This window comes from Streptomyces aureocirculatus (assembly GCF_000720475.1).
GTDB classification, from domain to species: Bacteria; Actinomycetota; Actinomycetes; order Streptomycetales; family Streptomycetaceae; genus Streptomyces; species Streptomyces aureocirculatus.
The window spans coordinates 44,404-61,683 of record NZ_JOAP01000010.1 but is presented as its reverse complement, the minus strand read 5'-3'; the positions used below and the strand labels follow the sequence as shown (position 1 = coordinate 61,683).

Sequence of the window (17,280 nt, the reverse complement as noted above, 5' to 3'; positions counted from 1 at the left end):
ACCGATGGCCGTGACCGCGGACGCCCCCGCCAACCCCTTCGACGCGGACACCCCGTCGAGCACCTTCCTCGTACTCGGCAACGACCGCGGGCAGCACTCCCTGTGGCCGCTGTTCGCCGACGTGCCCGACGGCTGGACGACGGTGTACGGGCCCTGCTCGCGCACACAGGCCCTGACCTGGGTCACCTCCCACGCCGCGGCCCCCGGAGCACTGACCCGGTGACGAGCCCGATCCGACGTCCTTCCCCGAGAGCCGCCGTCGTCACCGTCTATGTGGCCGCCATGTGCATGAACGGCCTCGACTCCACGATCGTCAACCCGGCCCTGTTCACCATCGCCGAGGACTTCGACCGCCCGGTGTCGGCCGCCAACGCCGTGGAGACGGCCTTCCTCGTAGCCTTGGCCCTCGCCCTGCCCGTCGCCGGGTGGCTCGGCGACCGCCTCGGCACCAAGAAGGTGTTCCTCGGCGCGCTCGCCGTGTTCACCGCCGCCTCCGCCCTGTGCGGGCTCGCCCAGAACCTGCCCACCCTCATCACGGCCCGCGCGGTGCAGGGCCTCGCCGGTGGTCTGCTGACACCGGTCGGAATGACCCTGCTGTTCCGCACATTCGCCCCGCACGAGCGGGGCAAGCTGGCCAAGGCACTGATCGTCCCGACCGCCCTCATGCCCGCACTCGGGCCGCCGCTGGGCGGTCTGCTCACCGAACACGCCTCCTGGCACTGGCTGTTCTTCGTGAACGTGCCCGTCGGCGCCGCCGCGCTCCTCATCGGCGTCCTCGGCCTGCGCGAGCACGTCGAGGGCGGCACGGGCCCGTTCGACCGCACCGGTTTCTGGCTCGCGACACCGGCGCTCGGCCTGCTCACCTACGCCCTCGGACACGGCCCCTCGCACGCCTTGACCCGCCCCGCGGTCGCCACCGCGGCCGTCCTCGGCGCGGCCCTGCTCGTCGCCGCCGTCTTCCACCTGCGGCGCGCCGAGGAACCCCTGCTGCGCCTGAGCCTGTTCGCGGACCGGGACTACGGCACCGCATCCGTCCTCGCGGTGCTCACCGCCGCGGGCCTGATGGGCGTGCTCTTCGTGTTCCCGCTCCTCTATCAGGCCGCGCTCGGTGCCTCCGCCCTCGACGCGGGGCTCAGCGTGTTCCCCGAGGCCCTCGGCCTGATGCTGGCCTCCCAGGTCGTGGACCGGCTCCTGCCACGGCTCGGACCCCGCCGCCTCGCCGTGCCCGCACTGCTCCTGGCCACCGCCGTCTTCGCGCTGCTCGCCGTGGCCGGCGTCGCCGAACACGCCTGGTCCGTACGGGCGCTGATGTTCCTGGTCGGCCTGGTCCTCGGAACGGCCGTCCTCACCGTCCAGCTCGCGGGATTCGACTCGATCGCGCCGCCCGACATGGGGCAGGCCATGGGCCTCTTCCAGATCCTGCGCACCCTCGGCGGGGCCGCGGGCATCGCGGTCTGCGCGGCGGTGATCGGGAGCGGCGGCCTCGGCGGCGCACCGGACCCCGGCCCGTTCCGGGCAGCGGTGTGGGGGACGGCGGCGCTGGTCGCCGTCGCTGCCCTGGTGGCGCTGCGGCTGCCTGCGCAGGCCCGGCCGCAGGGGCCGCCGCCGGACGACGAGGATGTTCCGGCCGACCGGCCCGAGGAGCCCGCGCACTCCTGACCGCCCGGACACGGAGGGGCCCCGGGCAGCACCACGGGGCCCTTCGTCGTGCCCACGAGCCGCGCGCACAGCCGATGACCGGAACCGGGCGAAGCCGCGCGCAGGCCACCGCTCACCCGTGCTCCGGCCGCGGCAGCGGCAGTTCCGGGCCGTGGCGCAGGGCGTCGAGCACGACCCGTACCGCCGCGCGAGGGGGAGAGCCGCGGCGGACGGCCGCCGTGATCGTGCGTGTCAGGGGACTTGCCAGCTCACTGGTGGCGACGCGGTAGCGGCGGTCGACAGCGAGGTCGGGAAGGAGCGTGATCGAGAGCCCGGCCTCGACGTGCTGAAGGGCCAGCAGGTAGTTGCTGAAGCGGCACACCACCCGCGGCTCGAACCGCGATTGGCGGCACAGGCGCAGCGCGAGGTTCGCCATGTACGACTGCGGCATGTCGAACGCCCACGCCTCGTCCGCGTAATGCGCGAGGTCCACGGCGCCGCGCCCGGCCGCCGGATGGCCGGGCGGCACCACCAGCAGGATCGAGTCCGTGGCCAGCGGCACGAAGTCGACGTCGGGGCCGAGCGGCAGCTCGTCGAAGTCCGTGGTCGTGATGATGATGTCCGCGTCGCCGCCGCGCAGCGCGGGCACGCTCTCGTGCGGTTCGAGTTGCAGCAACTGCACGTCGAGGTGCGGATACTCGCGTGCGAGACGCGTCACCGCGGGCACGGCCATGGTGTGGATCGCGCTCTGGAACGCCCCGAGGCGCACGAGTCCCGCCGGTTCCTCGCCGAACCCGCGCAGCTCGGCCTCGACGCCCTCCATGTGGTCGAGGATCGCCCGCGCGCGCCGGGCCAGGATCAGCCCCGCGGAGGTCAGCCGCACCCGCCGTCCCGAGCGTTCCAGGAGCTGGGTACGGGTCTCGGCCTCCAGGACGGCCAACTGCTGGGACACGCTGGACGCGCTCAGATTGCTGGCCTGGGCGACCGCCCGCACCGTACCGAGCGTGTCGAGCCTGCTCAGCAGCCGCAGCCTCCAGGGATTCATCATCCCGCCATTCTTGTGCGGTTCTTCCGAACAGGAAAGCCGGAATCGTGAGATGGACGTGTCGCTCGGGTGCGACCTACCGTCGGCCGCATGGCTGCTTCGCACACCACTGCCCCGTCCGCCGCTGTTCCGTCCAGCGCTGCCCGCTCCAGTGCTGCTCCGTCCAGTGCCGCTCCGTCCGGCGACACCGCCTGGGGGGCCGCCGGGACCGCCCGGTCGACCACCGGGACGGGCAGGGCGTCCGACGACGCCTTCTGGGCCGACGCCGAGCGGCACCTCGTCCGCTACGGACCCGAGTTCACCCCCGAGATCATCGAGCGCGCCGCAGGCAGCTTCGTGTACACCGCGGGCGGCCGAAAGCTCCTCGACTTCACCTCCGGGCAGATGAGCGCCATCCTCGGCCACTCCCACCCGGAGATCGTCGCGACCGTCCAGCGGCAGATCGCGAGCCTCGACCACCTCTTCAGCGGCATGCTCAGCCGCCCCGTGGTGGACCTCGCACGGCGGCTCGCCGAGACGCTGCCCGCGCCGCTGGAGAAGGCGCTGCTCCTGACGACCGGCGCCGAGTCCAACGAGGCCGCCGTGCGCATGGCCAAGCTGGTCACCGGCAAGCACGAGATCGTCTCGTTCGCGCGGTCCTGGCACGGCATGACGCAGGCGGCCGCGTCCGCCACGTACAGCGCGGGCCGCAAGGGCTACGGTCCAGGCGCGCCCGGCAACTTCGCCATCCCGGTCCCGAACGCGTACCGGCCCGACTTCACCACGCCCGACGGCGCCCTCGACTGGCGCCGTCAGCTCGACTTCGCCTTCGACCTCATCGACGCGCAGTCGACCGGCAGCCTCGCCGCGTGCCTCGTCGAGCCGATCCTCAGCTCCGGCGGCATCATCGAGCCCCCGGCCGGGTACTTCGCCGCCCTCAAGGAGAAGTGCCGTGAGCGCGGCATGCTCCTGATCCTCGACGAGGCCCAGACCGGTCTGTGCCGCACCGGGACCTGGTACGCCTTCGAGCGCGACGGCGTGGTGCCCGACATCCTCACGCTCTCCAAGACGCTCGGTGCCGGGCTGCCCCTCGCGGCGGTCGTCACCAGCGCCGAGATCGAGCAGGAGGCGCACGAGCGCGGGTTCCTCTTCTTCACCACGCACGTCGCGGACCCGCTGGTCGCCGCGGTCGGCAACACCGTCCTTGACGTCCTGACGCGCGACAGCCTGGACGAGCGCGCCCGGTCCCTCGGCACGTTCCTGCGCCGGGGCCTCGACGAGATCGCGGGACGCCACGACGTCGTCGGTGACGTCCGCGGCCGCGGCCTGCTCGCCGGAGTGGAACTCGTCGTCGACCGGGAGGCCGGGCGCAGCTCCAGCGATCTCGGCGCGCGCGTCACCCAGCGCTGCCTCGACCTCGGCCTGCACATGAACATCGTCCAGCTCACCGGCATGGGCGGAGTGCTGCGCATGGCACCGCCCCTGACGGCCACGGAGGAGGAACTCTCGCTCGGCCTGACGATCCTGGACCAGGCGATCGGGGAGAGCGGCGCTGCGCTCCGAGGCGGCGCCGTGACGTGAGTGGGTCAGCCGCCGTCGAGTGCGCCGTGGACGGGGCCGGTCGTCGCCCGGGCGGGACGGCGGTGGTGGTGGGCGAGGCCGGCGTGCGGGTCGGTGTCGGCGGGGGTGTGGTCGGTGTGGACGGTGGCGGCGGTCAGCCGGGGCACGGCGTGGATCAGGGCGTGCTCGGCGGCGACGGCCACGGCGTGGGCCTCGACGACGGTCTGCCGCGGGTCGACGACGATGTCGGCCTCGGCCCGCAGCGCGTGCCCGATCCAGCGCATCCGGACCTGCCCGACGCCGCGTACGCCGTCCACCGCGCGCAGGGCTTCCTCGGCCGCCTCCACGAGACGGGGGTCGACGGAGTCCATGAGCCGCCCGAGTACGGCGCGTGCGGCGTCGCGCAGGACGAGGGCGATCGCGACGGTGATGAGCAGGCCCACGACGGGGTCGGCGAGCCGCCAGCCGAGTGCGGCGCCCCCGGCGCCCAGGAGGACGGCGAGGGAGGTGAAGCCGTCGGTGCGGGCGTGCAGGCCGTCGGCGACCAGGGCCGCGGAGCCGATCCTGCGGCCGGTGCGGATGCGGTACCTGGCCACCCACTCGTTGCCGGCGAACCCGACCACGGCCGCGGCGGCCACCGCCCACAGGTGGGTGACGTCACGGGGATCGAGGATGCGGTCGAGAGCCGCGTAGGCAGCCAGGGCACAGGAGGCCGCGATGGTCAGGACGATCGCGACCCCCGCCAGGTCCTCCGCGCGGCCGTAGCCGTAGGTGTAGCGGCGGTTGGCCGCCCGCCGCCCCAGGACGAAGGCGATGCCCAGCGGAATCGCGGTCAGCGCGTCGGCCGCGTTGTGGATCGTGTCGCCGAGGAGCGCGACCGAACCCGACAGGGCGACGATCACCGCCTGGACGGCGGTCGTCGCACCCAGGACCGCGAGGGACAGCCACAGCGTGCGCAGCCCCTCACGCGAGGTCTCCAACTCCGCGTCGACCTTGTCCATGGCCTCGTGCCGGTGCGGCGTGACCAGGTGCGCGAGCCGGTGGCGCAGGCGCGCCCACCACCCGTCGGTCCGGTCCGGCTCATGTGCGTGGCCGTGTTCGTGGCCGTGTTCGTGGCCGTGTTCGTGGTCGCGGCCCCGGTGCTCGGGACGCGCGGGGTGACGACCGTGCGGACGAGGGTGGTTGGCTGCCATGCGCGCCACCATGGCACGTGGATCCGATTGCGGCTACAGCCGTCCTACCGCGCGTGACCAGGTGCGATGCGCTCGCAAGTACGGTCGGGCGCGGACTGCGGGACGTGCTGGTCCTGCGGCGGGACGTGCTGGTCCTTCTCGGTGGCGACGGCCGCGGCGGAGAGGAGTGTCGCGGTGGCGAGGGAGCCCCACAGGGCGGTCGGGCCGTGGGGCGCGAGGGTGGTGATGGCTGCCGGGGAGACGGCGAGGCCGAAGCCTGTGGAGAGTTCGAAGCGGGCGAGGGTGCGGCCCAGGGCGTGCGCCGGGGCGAGGGCGGTGACAAGGGCGGTGGCGCTGCCCGCGTAGACGATCTCGCCGACGGTGCAGAGCACGGACACCGCGGCGACGGCAGGGGCGGCCGCGGCATGGCTCAGCGACGTGGCGGCGAGGAAGCCCACGTACGACACGGCGAGCACCACCCCGGCGAGCGCGAGCACGGCTCGTCGGGAGAAGCGGGACAGCGCGACGGTGACCGGCACCTGCAAGGTGACGACCAGCACCGTGTTGGCGACGAAGATGGCCGCCGACCACACCGGGGACGCGTGCAACTGGGTCACAAGGACCAACGGCAGCGCGATTTCGGGGACGTTGAGGCAGAAGGCGTAGATGACGTTGCCGGCGAGCAGCGCGCGCATCCGGGGCACGGGCCCGCCGCCGTCCCCCTCCGCGACAGCGGCGGCGGGCTGTGCGTGTACGTGGACCGACCAGGCCAGGGCTGCCGCGGCGAGGTAGGCGAGCCCGGTGACCGCTGCCAGCGCCTGGAGCGCGGTGGTGCCGCCCGCCAGGCACGCGGTGGCGAGGAGCGCGCCCGCGCCGAGTCCCGCGTTGCGCAGGGCACGGCCTCCCGCGAGCGCGGTGTCGCGTTCCCTGCCGTGGGCGACCGTGGCCACGAGGGCCGCGTGGGCGGCAGGCCACGCCTGGTTGCCGACGCCGAGGAGGAGCGCCGACGCCGCGAACAGCCAGACGTGCCCCGCCGGGGTGGCGAGCAGCACCACCACGCCGAGGACCCGCACCACCATCGACGCCGCCACCACGGTGCTGCGGGCGCCCCGGTCGAGCCACCGGCCCACCGCGGGCATGCACACCAGCCCCACGACGACGCCCACCGCCATGGCGACACCGGTGGCCGGCGCGGAAAGGCGCAGCACCGACACCCCGTAGAGCAGCAGGAAGGGACGCAGAAGGCCGGTGCCGAGGGCGTCCACGGCCAGGGCGACGGCATAGCGGGGGCCACCGGAGGCACGGACGAGGGCACGGGGTTGGATCTTGGTGGTGGTCGGCATGCGTCAACGGTGTGTTCGGCCCGCGAAGTCGCCGCGTGGATTGACGGACACCGTCAATCCACGCCGTCGCCGGGCGCCCGGTCGGTGATCATTGAGGGATGACGTTGAGGATCGACATCGGCGGGCTGCCGTCCGAGCGGCTGCGGTTCGCCGCGTCGCCGCTGGCCGAGCTGACCGCGATGCTGCACGTGCTCGCCGAACCCGGCCACCACCCGGAGCGCGCTGCCTGGGCCGGGGACGTCCGGGCCGGGCTGCGGCCGGATCTCGCCGAGCGGTTGCGGGAGGCGGAGTTCCTCTGGCGTTCCTCACAGGCCGACTTCCTGTTCCCCGCCCGGCCGCGGCCGACCCTCGCCGAGGAGTTGGACGACGTGGACCGGATCGACGACGAGACGTATGTGACCGCCGCCCTCGCCACCACGTGCGGCACCGGCCGGGCCCGCTCCCCCGCGCCTTCGCCGCTCACCGACGCTACGGCTCGGCAGCGGGCCCTGGACCTGGCGCAGGCCCGCGGTCCACGGCAGGAGGCCTTCGCGGAGCGGCTGCTCGCGGACCCGGCCGCCGTACGGTCACGGGTGCGCGACACCCTCGAACAGTGCGCCGACGCCTTCTTCGACACCGCCTGGACGGGCGTCGCCGCGCAGCTCGCCACCGATCTGCGCCTGAAGAACGACCTGCTGAAACGCCGGGGCATCGGGGCGGCGCTCGCGTCGGTCTCCGGCGCCGTCTCCCTGGCACCGGACGGCGACTGCATCGTCGTGGACAAACTCCAGGACAAGGCGACCGCCGCCCACGGCGCCGGCGTCACCTTCATCCCCAGCGTCTTCGGCAGCCCCCACCTGCTGGTGGTGCACGCGCCCGGGTGGCAGCCGGTGGTGCAGTACCCCGTGGCCGAGCCGGGCCCCGCGGAGCCCGTACCGCTGGAAACGGTCACCCTGCGCCTGGACGCGCTGTCCCACCCGGTGCGGCTGCGCCTCCTCCGCACCCTGGCACGCGGCCCGCACACCACCGGCGAACTGGCCCACGCCTGGCAGCTCTCACCCCCGGAGGTCTCCCGGCACCTCGCCGTACTCCGCCGCGCGGGCCTGCTCACCGCACGACGGCAGGGCCGCTACATCCGCTACACCCTCAAACTGCCGGACCTGACGGCGCTGGGGACGGATCTGCTGGCGGCCGTGCTGCGTTGAGGGGACGCCCGGACGATGAGGTCGTCAGGGGCGCCCACGGTGCCGGACCGTGTACGGTCGCTGCTTGCGAAGGTGTACGGAGGAGGCGCGCCCATGGTGTCCACGCAGAGCATGCTCGCGTTCGCGGCGATGTCGCTCCTGGTGATCGTGATCCCGGGGCCGAGCGTGCTGTTCGTGATCGGCAGGGCCCTCGCGTACGGCCGCCGCACGGCCCTGGCGACGGTCCTCGGCAACGTGATCGGCTCCTACGCTCTGGTGGTCGCGGTGGCGTGGGGGCTCGGCGCGCTGGTGGAGAGCTCGGCCGTGGTGTTCATGGGCGTGAAGCTGGCCGGTGCGGCGTACCTCGTCCACCTCGGCGTGCAGGCGTTCCGGCACCGCAAGGACCTGCGGGCGGCGGACATGCAGGCGCCGCCGGGCGAGCGGCGTGGAGATCTGCGCACGGTCCTCGACGGCGTTCTCGTGGGCGTCACCAACCCGAAGGGCATCGTCTTCTTCGCCGCGGTGCTGCCGCAGTTCGTCGACCACTCGGCGGGGCACGTTCCCCTCCAGATGCTGGTCCTCGGCCTGGTGCCGATCACCATCGGCCTGGTCACGGACACCCTGTGGGGCCTGGGCGCGGCGGCGGCCCGTTCCTGGTTCGCCCGGTCCGACCGGCGGCTTTCGCTGGTGGGCGGCACGGGCGGGCTCGCGATGATCGGCCTGGGGGTGACGGTGGCGGCCACGGGACGCGCCGAGTAGGGCAGGTGGCTGGTTCCGCCGAGTGTGCGGTGGGCGGCGTCGGAGACACCGGCACGCTCATGCGGCGAGCAGCCGTGTGAGTCCCGTCGCGAGCCCGCCCCGCCAGCAGGCGTAGTCGTGGCCGCCGTTGAACTCCTCGTACGACACTGCGTATCCGCGCTCTCGGAGGACGTCGCGGAACCTGCGGTTCTCGGCGAGGAGCAGCCACTCCTGGGCGCCGACTTCGACATGCAGCCGGACATCTCGCGGTGGCGTGGCCGCGTACTGGCGGGTGAGCCACTCCGCGCCGATCTCCTCGTCGTCGGACCACCAGAAGGAACCGGACTGGCTCAGAGCGAGCCCGAACCGCTCCGGGCGCCGGTGTACGGCGAACGCGGCGGTGAGGCCGCCCGCGCTCTGCCCCGCCACGACCGTGCGCTCCGGCCGCGGATCCACCGCGAACCGGTCGGCCGCCCACGGCAGCAGCACGTCCGCCAGCCAGTCCACGAACTCCCCGCTGCACGACAGGTCCTGGGGCCTGCGGGCCATCGTGTCCACGAGCAGGGCCACGGTCGGCGGCAGCGCGCCGTCCGCGTGCAGGTTGTCCAGGACATCGCCGACGCCGAGCACGGGCCCCCACATCTCACCGTCCAGGAGCACGGCGACGGCGTACGGGCCGCCCTGCGGTGTGTGGCCGGGCGGCAACTGGGCGGTGACCTTGCGACCTTCGACGTCGGCGGTCACCGCGCGGCCCCGGGGCACGCCGGGCCTGCGGCCGGTGTGCGGCTGCGGCGGGGCGTACGGCAGGGAGAGGACGGAGGCGGGGGAGCGGCCCTCGCGGGCGGGCAGGGCGGGCGCGGGGTTCAGCGGGTCGGGCACGGCGGCGTCGAGGGTGGCGATCCAGGACGCCCGGTCGGTGCGCAGCAGGTCCGCACGGGTGCCGTGCCCGGTGACGAACTGGTAGGAGGCGCGGTGGTCGGCGCGCAGACGGTGGCTGAGCGCCCACACCGACGTGCCGTCGACGCGCCGCATCAGATGGCCGGTCAGATCACCGGCGTGCCGGTCCTTGTCGGTGACGGTATGCAGAAGCGCCAGGACGTCGGTGGCGGGGCGCGCCGGGTCGTCCCGCCACAGGAACGTGACGAGGCGGTGGTCCGGGTCGCCCTCGGGGTCGGGTTCGACGAGCGGTGCGCCGGTGCGCCGTACACGCAGCCAGAACTCGGCCTCCGCGGCGGGGACCTGGGCGCGGACGGCCTGGCGCAGGGTGCGCAGGAGCGGGCTCGGGGTGTCTTCGGTCATGGGGGAGTACCTCTCGGGGGCGGCTCGGGGCGGCTCGGGGAGTGACGGAGGGGGGCGTCGACGGGGTGCCGTCAGACACGGGTGGCCGCGGAACGGCCAAGGAGCACCCACAGCAGGAAGGGCCCGCCGAGGACGGTCGTCACGACGCCGACGGGCAGTTCGGAGCCGGAGAACGCGATCCGTCCGAGCGTGTCGGCGACGACCACGAGCAGCGCCCCGGTGAGCATCGAACCGATCAGCGGCACCCGCAGCGGTCCGGCGAGCCGGGAGGCGATCACCGGCGAGGCCAGGGCGACGAAGCCGACGGGCCCGCAGACGCCGACGGCGAGCCCGGCCAGGGCCACCGCGAGGAGCAGGCAGACGGCCCGGGTGCGGGCGGGCCCCGCGCCGAGGGAGGCGGCGGTGTCGTCGTCGAAGCGGAGCACCGCCAGATGCCGGGCGACGGCCAGGGCGACCGGGATCAGGACGGCGAGGCCGATGAGGACCGGTACGGCGACGGTGTAGCCGCGTCCGTTGAGGCTGCCGGACGTCCAGACGTACAGGGAGCTCGCGGAGTTGAGGGAGCGCCGGGACAGCACCACCTGCGTGACGGCGGAGGCGAGCGCCGACATCGCGAGGCCCACGACGAGGACACGGTAGCCGCGCTGCCCGGCGCCGCCGGACACCGCGGTCACCACGATCACGGCGACGAGCGCGCCGAGCGGCCCCGCCCACCAGGCCCCGAACGTGCCGCTCGCGCTGAGCGTCGCGGACAGCAGGACGGCCGCGGTGGCGCCGTCGTTGACGCCGAGGAGTTCGGGGGTGGCGAGGCGGTTGCGGGCCAGGGTCTGGGTGAGACAGCCCGCGAGGCCGAGGGCGGCGCCCGCGACGAGCCCGGCGACGATCCGGCCGAGCCGGAACTTCTGTACGAGCAGTACGTCGAAGCGGTCGCCCTGGCCGAGGACCGCGTGGAAGGTGCGCGAGACGCCCATGTCGCTCTGCCCGGCGTACGCGGAAAGCACGACGGCACCGGCGAGCAGGACCGCGAGGCCAAGGGCGGCGAACGCGGGACGGCGCGCGACGAGCAGCGACACCGGTCCGCCGCGCAGCACCGTGAGGCCGTCGGGGCGGTGGGGGCGCGGGGGGAGGCTGGGTGCGGTGGTGTCGGCGGTGTGGTCGGCGCCGGTGGTGCCGGTGGTGTCAGTGCTGCCCGCAGTGTCAGTGCTGCTGGTGGGCCCGGTGCTACCGGTGGTGCCAGTGCTGCCCGCAGTGCCGGTGGTGCCGGTGGTGTCACTGATGCCGGTGGTGCCAGTGCTGCCCACAGTGCCAGTGCTGCCGGTGGGCCCGGTGCGGCAGGTGGCACCGAGGGCGCCCGTGGTGTGCTCCCCGCGGGAGCGGAAGCCGCCCCGGGCGGACGCGAACCGTCGCTTCCCGCGGCCCCGTGCCTCCTCCGTGGCCGGTTCGGTCATGCCCATCGTCGCGAGCTGCCTGGACCGCACGATGCCGATGAGGACCGGCGCCCCGATGAGCGCGACGATCACGGAGACCGGCGCCTCGAAGGGGCGGGACACCACCCGGGCGGTGACATCCGCGGCGGTGAGGACACCGGCGCCGACGAGCCCGGCGAGCACGAGGCGGGCGGGCAGCCGCGGCCCCGCGAGGCCCCGTGCCGCGAAGCCCGCGACCAGGCCGAGGAAGGAGATGGGACCCGCGAGCGCCACGGCGGCCGCGGTGAGCAGGGTGACGGCGACGGCGACGACGGTGCATGTGCCGGACGGGCGGTGGCCGAGGCCGCGGGCCAGGTCGTCGCCGAGGGCGAGCGCCGACAGCGGGCGCACGACCAGAGCGGCGACGACGAGGCCGACGCCGAGGACCGGTGCGAGCCTGGCCAGTTCCCCGTACCCCTCGACGCCCGCGAGCGAACCGAGCACCCAGAACCGGAAACGGTCGTAGGTCTCGGCGGAGTTCACCACGATCACGCTGGTGAGCCCGCCGAAGGTGGCGCCGAGCGCGGAGCCCGCGAGCACCAGGCGCATCGGCGAGCCGCCGCCCCGCCCGGCGATCAGGAGCACCAGGGCGCTGGCGGCCACGGCACCGGTGAACGCGCAGACCAGATAGGCGAATCCGGAGTCGAGCCCGAGCAGGGCGATACCGGCGACCACGCCGAGGGAGGCGCCCGCGTTCACGCCGAGCAGACCGGTCTCGGCGAGCGGGTTGCGGGTGACGGCCTGGAGCAGGCATCCGGCGACACCGAGGGCGGTGCCGACGAGGACGGCGGTCAGGGTGCGGGGCAGCCGCAAGTCGCCGATGACGAGGGCGAGCCGGGGGTCGGCGCGGGCGCCGCCGCGGTCCAGGAGATAGTCGAGCGCGCCCGACGCGCCCACCTCACCGGCGCCGACGGACAGCGACAGGGCGCCGAGCACGAGGAGGAGCACGGCGAGTACGGCGATCCGGACGCGGACCTTGCGCCGGTCGGCGTCCTGGCCGTACGCCGAAGGAGGGGCGGAGGTGGAGTTGGCCGAATCAGGCCCCCGCGGGGGCGGTTCGGTCAACTGCCCCGCCGACGGGTCCTCTTCGGCGGTGAGCTGCGGTGTGCCCATGTGCTGCGACTGCATGAGGTGAGGTTAGCCTAACCAAACATGTCGCCCGTTGCGGGCTGTCCCGGATCATGTCGTGACTGGTTTAGGTTAGGCTTACCTAAGAAAGAGGGGGGAGCTGCTCATGTCCGCACACATATCCGGCGTTGGCGCGGAACTGGCCGGGAGAACGGCCCTGGTCACCGGAGCCGGGCAGGGGATCGGCGCGGCCGTGGCACGGCGGCTCGCCGCCGAGGGCGCCCACGTCGTGGCCACCGACCGCACCGCCGATGCCCTCGACCGCAGCACCGGCGCCCCCGACCGCAGCGCCGCCGACCGGCCCCGAGACCCGGCAACGTACGACGCGGGACCGCCGGGCACCATCACCGCACACGTCATGGACGTCACCGACGCCACGAGGGTCGACACCGTCGTGCATGACGTCGAGCGCACGCACGGCCCGCTCGACATCCTCGTCAACGTGGCCGGAATCCTTCGCCCCGGACCCGCCGCCGAACTCACCGACGAGGACTGGGCCGACACCTTCGCCGTGAACACCACCGGCGTCTTCCACACCTCCCGGGCCGTCGCGGCCCGCATGACCGCACGCGGCCGCGGCAGCATCGTCACCGTCGGCTCCAACGCCGCCGGCGTGCCCCGCACCGGCATGGCCGCGTACGCCGCCTCCAAGGCGGCCGCGGCCATGTACACCAAGTGCCTGGGCCTCGAACTCGCCCGCAGCGGCGTACGCTGCAACATCGTCGCCCCCGGCTCCACCGACACCGCGATGCAACGCGCCCTGTGGACCGACGCCACCGCCCCGCAGCGCGTCATCGACGGCGACCCCGCCTCCTTCCGCACCGGCATCCCGCTGGGCCGTATCGCCGCCCCGGACGACATCGCCGAGGCGGTCCTGTTCCTCGCCTCCGACCGGGCGCGGCACATCACCATGCAGGAGCTGTACGTCGACGGCGGCGCCACCCTGCGGTGACGCCCCGCCCCTCCGCACGCGGCCCGCACCCGACAGGCCGCACGTGCACCCCACCCACCCCCGCACTCGCGGCCGTGCCTCCCCGTGGAGCACGGGCCGGGAGAGAAACGGAGCCCCCGGTGTCGACGGCACCCGATGTCGCCACGCACGTCCCCGCCCTCGCCGACCCGGCCCACCCCGCCGTCGGCGCGGCGACCGCGCTCCTCGCCGACCACCGTCCTGGCGAGCGCTTCCTCGGCACACCCACCCGCACCCTGCTCGGCCAGGGGGTGCACAGCGAAGTACCGCACGACGAGAGACCCTTGGCGGCGCGCGTCGCCCAGACCCTCGACCGGGCGCGCGCCGACGGCGCCGCGTCCCCGGTCGTCGTCGGCGCCGTGCCGTTCGACCAGAGCGCCCCCGCGGCACTCGCGGTGCCCCAGTCGCTGCGCGACGCACCGCCGCTCGCCGCCGACCCGCTGATCGCGCTGCCCGCCGAGGCACCGGCGCGCGCCGACTGGCGCATCCGGCAGGTTCCGGCCCCCGAGGTGTACGGCGCCTCCGTGGCCGCCGCCGTCGAACGCATGTGGCGCGGGGAGTTCAGCAAGGTCGTGCTCGCCCGCACCCTCGAACTCGACTGCGCCGAACCCCTCGACGTCCCCGCCATGCTCCAGCGCCTGGCCCGCCGCGACCCCGGCGGCTACACCTTCGCCCTGCCCACAGGACCCGGCAGGACCCTCATCGGCGCGAGCCCCGAACTCCTGGTCTCCCGCCGTGGCCGACGCGTGATCGCCAACCCCCTCGCCGGCTCCGTCCCGCGCAGCGACGACCTCGCCGAGGACGTGCGCAGGGCCGCGGCGCTGCTCCAGTCGTCCAAGGACCTGCACGAGCACGCCGTCGTCGTCGACGCAGTCCACCAGGCACTCGCACCGCACTGCACGGACCTGACCGTCCCGGCGAAGCCCACGCTGATCCGCACCGCCGCCATGTGGCACCTGTCCACCACCGTCATCGGTACCCTCGCGGGCCCCGGCGCCTCCGCGCTCGAACTTGCCTGCGCCCTGCACCCCACCCCGGCCGTGTGCGGCACCCCGACCGCGACGGCACGCGACGTCATCCGCGAGAGCGAGCCCTTCGACCGCGGCTTCTTCACCGGCATGGTCGGCTGGGGCGACGCGTCGGGCGACGGCGAATGGGTCGTCACCATCCGCTGCGCGGAGGCCGAGCAGAACTCCCTGCGCCTGTACGCGGGCGCGGGCGTCGTGGCCGCCTCCGAGCCGGACGCCGAGACCGCGGAGACCGCCGCCAAGTTCCGCACCTTCCTCGCCGCGGTGGGGGCCGAGCTGTGAGCACCGCCTCCACCGACCCCGGCACCCCTACCGGCCCCGGCACCTCCACCGGCCCCGCGGGCGCCTCCACCCGCCCGGGCGGCGGCACCTCCACCGGCCCCGCGGGCACCTCGGCCCGCCCGGGCGGCGGCACCTCCACCGGCCCCGCGGGCACCTTCACCCGCCCGGACGGCGGCGCCCCCACCTGGCCCGCCGAGTTCGCCGAGCGCTACCGCGCCGCGGGCTGGTGGCGCGGCGAGACGTTCGGCGGCATGCTGCGCGAGCGCGCGGCGGCCCACCCCGGGCGCGTGGCGATCGTCGACCCCGCCACCGACCGCCGCTGGACCTACGGCGAACTCGACGCCCGCGCCGACCGGCTCGCCGCGGGGATGACCGCGCGCGGCATCACCGCGGGCGACCGCGTCGTCGTGCAACTCCCCAACATCGCCGAGTTCTTCGAGGTGATCTTCGCCCTTTTCCGGATCGGGGCGCTGCCGGTGTTCGCCCTGCCGGCCCACCGCGAGACGGAGATCACCTACTTCTGCCGGTTCACCGAGGCCGCCGCCTACGTCATCGCCGCCGAACACGGCGGTTACGACTACCGCGCCCTCGCCGCCCGGGTGCGCGCGGAGGTGCCGACCCTGCGGCACGTGTGGGTGGCGCAGGGCGAGCCGGGGGAGTTCGAGGCGCTGGCCGACGTTTCCGCGGAGCCCGTGGACCTGACGGGTCCCGCCCCGCACGACCTCGCCTTCCTGCAGTTGTCGGGCGGATCCACCGGCGTGCCCAAGCTCATCCCGCGCACCCACGACGACTACCTGTACTCGCTGTGGGGCTCCAACGAACTGTGCGGCGTCGACGAGAACAGTGTCTACCTGTGCGCGCTGCCCGCCGCCCACAACTTCCCGCTGTCCTCGCCCGGCACCCTCGGCGCGCTGTACGCGGGCGCCAGGGTCGTGCTCTGCCCGCTGCCCGCCCCAGAGACCGCGTTCCCGCTGATCGAGCGGGAAGGCGTGACGATCACCGGACTCGTGCCGCCGCTCGCCCTGGTGTGGACCGAGGCCGCCGCGACGACGGCGCACGACCTCGGCAGCCTCCAGGTCCTGCTCGTGGGCGGCGCCAAGTTCAGCGCGGAGGCGGCGCGCCGGGTCGGGCCCGCGCTCAACTGCACGCTCCAGCAGGTGTTCGGAATGGCCGAAGGGCTCGTCGACTACACCCAGCTCGACGACCCCGAGGAGATCATCGTCACCACGCAGGGCAGGCCCATCTCGCCGGACGACGAGATACGCGTCGTCGACGACGAGGACAACGACCTGCCCACCGGCTCCACCGGCCACCTCCTCACCCGGGGCCCCTACACCATCCGCGGCTACTGGAACGCCCCCGAGCACAACGCGCGTTCCTTCACCGCCGACGGCTTCTACCGCACCGGCGACATCGTCCGGCTCACCCCCACCGGCCACCTGGTCGTCGAGGGCCGGGCCAAGGACCAGATCAACCGCGGCGGAGAGAAGATCGCCGCCGAGGAGATCGAGAACCACCTCCTGGCCCACCCCGCCGTCCACGACGCCAACGTCGTCGGCGAACCCGACCCGTACCTCGGCGAACGCACCTGCGCCTATGTGATCCTGCGGGCCGGCGCGGAGCCGCTCAGGCCCGTCGCCGTCAAACGCTTCGTCCGCGAACGTGGCCTCGCCGCCTACAAGGTCCCCGACCGCGTGGAGTTCGTGGACGCCTTCCCGCAGACGGGCGTCGGCAAGATCTCCAAGAAGGACCTCCGCTCAGCCGCCACCGCCACCGCCGAGTCCGGCACCCCCCGCACCCCCTGACCCACCCGAACGGAAAGCCCAGCACCATGGCCCTGCCCGCCATCAGCTCCTACCCCCTGCCCGCCGCCGCCGAGCTGCCCCGCAACCGCGTCGACTGGACGGTCGACCCGGCACGCGCCGTGCTCCTCGTGCACGACCTGCAGAACTACTTCCTGTCCGCGTACGAGGCCGACGCCGCGCCCGTGCCGGAGCTCCTGGCCAACGTACGCACCCTCAAGGAGCGCGCGGCCGCACTCGGCGTCCCGGTGCTCTACACCGCGCAGCCCGGCGGCCAGACGCCCGAACAGCGCGGTCTCCAGCAGGACTTCTGGGGCTCGGGGCTGCCGGACGACGCGCACGCCGCGGCCATCGCGGACGCCGTCGCCCCCGGGCCCGGGGACAAGGTCCTGACGAAGTGGAAGTACAGCGGGTTCGTGCGCACGGGCCTGGAGGAGCACCTGCGCGACCTCGGCCGCGACCAGTTGGTGATCACTGGGATCTACGCCCACATCGGCGTCCTGATGACGGCGGCCGACGCCTGGACGCGGGACCTCCAGGCGTTCGTCGTGGCCGACGCCGTGGCGGACTTCTCCGCCGACGACCACGCGATGGCGCTGCGCTGGGCCGCCGGACGCTGCGCCGTGGTCACCACCACCGACACCGTCCTCGAAGGGAACTGACCACC

Annotated in this window: 14 protein-coding genes; 9 read left to right on the top strand and 5 right to left on the bottom strand. The window is 74.1% G+C overall.

What is annotated here, in order from left to right; genetic code table 11:
* Positions 1-4 precede the first annotated feature (4 nt).
* Positions 5-223, top strand: a complete 219-nt coding sequence (locus IG78_RS0111810) for an MbtH family protein (protein WP_030561988.1) — start codon at positions 5-7, stop codon at positions 221-223.
* Complete coding sequence (locus tag IG78_RS0111805) at positions 220-1,659, top strand: DHA2 family efflux MFS transporter permease subunit (protein ID WP_030561986.1); 1,440 nt, start codon at positions 220-222, stop codon at positions 1,657-1,659. The genes IG78_RS0111810 and IG78_RS0111805 overlap by 4 nt, the downstream gene beginning before the upstream one ends.
* Before the next feature lie 112 nt (positions 1,660-1,771).
* Here the strand turns inward: IG78_RS0111805 and IG78_RS0111800 are convergent, their stop codons facing one another.
* Positions 1,772-2,686 carry a LysR family transcriptional regulator gene (locus IG78_RS0111800; RefSeq protein ID WP_030561984.1) on the bottom strand — a complete coding sequence of 305 codons (915 nt, stop codon included), beginning with the start codon at positions 2,684-2,686 and terminating at the stop codon, positions 1,772-1,774.
* Between the two features lie 87 nt (positions 2,687-2,773).
* On the opposite strand from IG78_RS0111800, the gene IG78_RS0111795 reads away from it, so the two are divergent.
* Positions 2,774-4,243: an aspartate aminotransferase family protein gene (locus IG78_RS0111795; RefSeq protein WP_078964912.1), complete on the top strand. Its 1,470-nt coding sequence runs from the start codon at positions 2,774-2,776 to the stop codon at positions 4,241-4,243.
* Between the two features lie 5 nt (positions 4,244-4,248).
* Here IG78_RS0111795 and IG78_RS0111790 read toward each other — a convergent pair whose 3' ends face one another.
* Positions 4,249-5,415 (bottom strand): cation diffusion facilitator family transporter, encoded by a 1,167-nt coding sequence (locus IG78_RS0111790; RefSeq protein ID WP_078964925.1) that lies wholly within the window; start codon positions 5,413-5,415, stop codon positions 4,249-4,251.
* A gap of 44 nt (positions 5,416-5,459) precedes the next feature.
* Positions 5,460-6,737: an MFS transporter gene (locus tag IG78_RS0111785; protein ID WP_078964914.1), complete on the bottom strand. Its 1,278-nt coding sequence runs from the start codon at positions 6,735-6,737 to the stop codon at positions 5,460-5,462.
* Between the two features lie 98 nt (positions 6,738-6,835).
* Here IG78_RS0111785 and IG78_RS0111780 point away from each other — a divergent pair, with 98 nt between their 5' ends.
* Positions 6,836-7,921 (top strand): helix-turn-helix domain-containing protein, encoded by a 1,086-nt coding sequence (locus tag IG78_RS0111780; protein ID WP_030561975.1) that lies wholly within the window; start codon positions 6,836-6,838, stop codon positions 7,919-7,921.
* Positions 7,922-8,014: 93 nt separating this feature from the next.
* Positions 8,015-8,659, top strand: a complete 645-nt coding sequence (locus IG78_RS0111775) for a LysE family translocator (RefSeq protein ID WP_030561973.1) — start codon at positions 8,015-8,017, stop codon at positions 8,657-8,659.
* A 57-nt stretch (positions 8,660-8,716) separates the two neighbouring features.
* Here IG78_RS0111775 and fes read toward each other — a convergent pair whose 3' ends face one another.
* Together fes and fhuB are read right to left on the bottom strand one after the other, a co-directional pair.
* Entirely contained in the window at positions 8,717-9,937 is a 1,221-nt protein-coding gene (fes, locus tag IG78_RS0111770) for an enterochelin esterase (RefSeq protein ID WP_030561971.1), read from the bottom strand.
* 71 nt (positions 9,938-10,008) lie between these two features.
* On the bottom strand, positions 10,009-12,531 hold the full coding sequence (gene fhuB, locus IG78_RS45635) for a Fe(3+)-hydroxamate ABC transporter permease FhuB (RefSeq protein ID WP_225882011.1): 2,523 nt from the start codon (positions 12,529-12,531) through the stop codon (positions 10,009-10,011).
* 106 nt (positions 12,532-12,637) lie between these two features.
* Between fhuB and IG78_RS0111755 the strand changes: the two genes are divergently transcribed.
* The 4 genes from IG78_RS0111755 (at position 12,638) to IG78_RS0111740 (ending at position 17,275) form a co-directional block, all read left to right on the top strand.
* Positions 12,638-13,483, top strand: a complete 846-nt coding sequence (locus IG78_RS0111755) for a 2,3-dihydro-2,3-dihydroxybenzoate dehydrogenase (protein ID WP_030561969.1) — start codon at positions 12,638-12,640, stop codon at positions 13,481-13,483.
* 119 nt (positions 13,484-13,602) lie between these two features.
* A complete protein-coding gene (dhbC, locus tag IG78_RS0111750) occupies positions 13,603-14,811 on the top strand; it encodes an isochorismate synthase DhbC (RefSeq protein WP_030561968.1) in 1,209 nt (402 codons plus the stop codon).
* Entirely contained in the window at positions 14,808-16,616 is a 1,809-nt protein-coding gene (locus tag IG78_RS0111745; RefSeq protein WP_078968707.1) for a (2,3-dihydroxybenzoyl)adenylate synthase, read from the top strand. Before dhbC ends, IG78_RS0111745 begins: the two co-directional genes overlap by 4 nt.
* A 26-nt stretch (positions 16,617-16,642) precedes the next feature.
* Positions 16,643-17,275 carry an isochorismatase family protein gene (locus IG78_RS0111740; protein WP_030561963.1) on the top strand — a complete coding sequence of 211 codons (633 nt, stop codon included), beginning with the start codon at positions 16,643-16,645 and terminating at the stop codon, positions 17,273-17,275.
* The last annotated feature ends 5 nt before the right edge of the window (positions 17,276-17,280 follow it).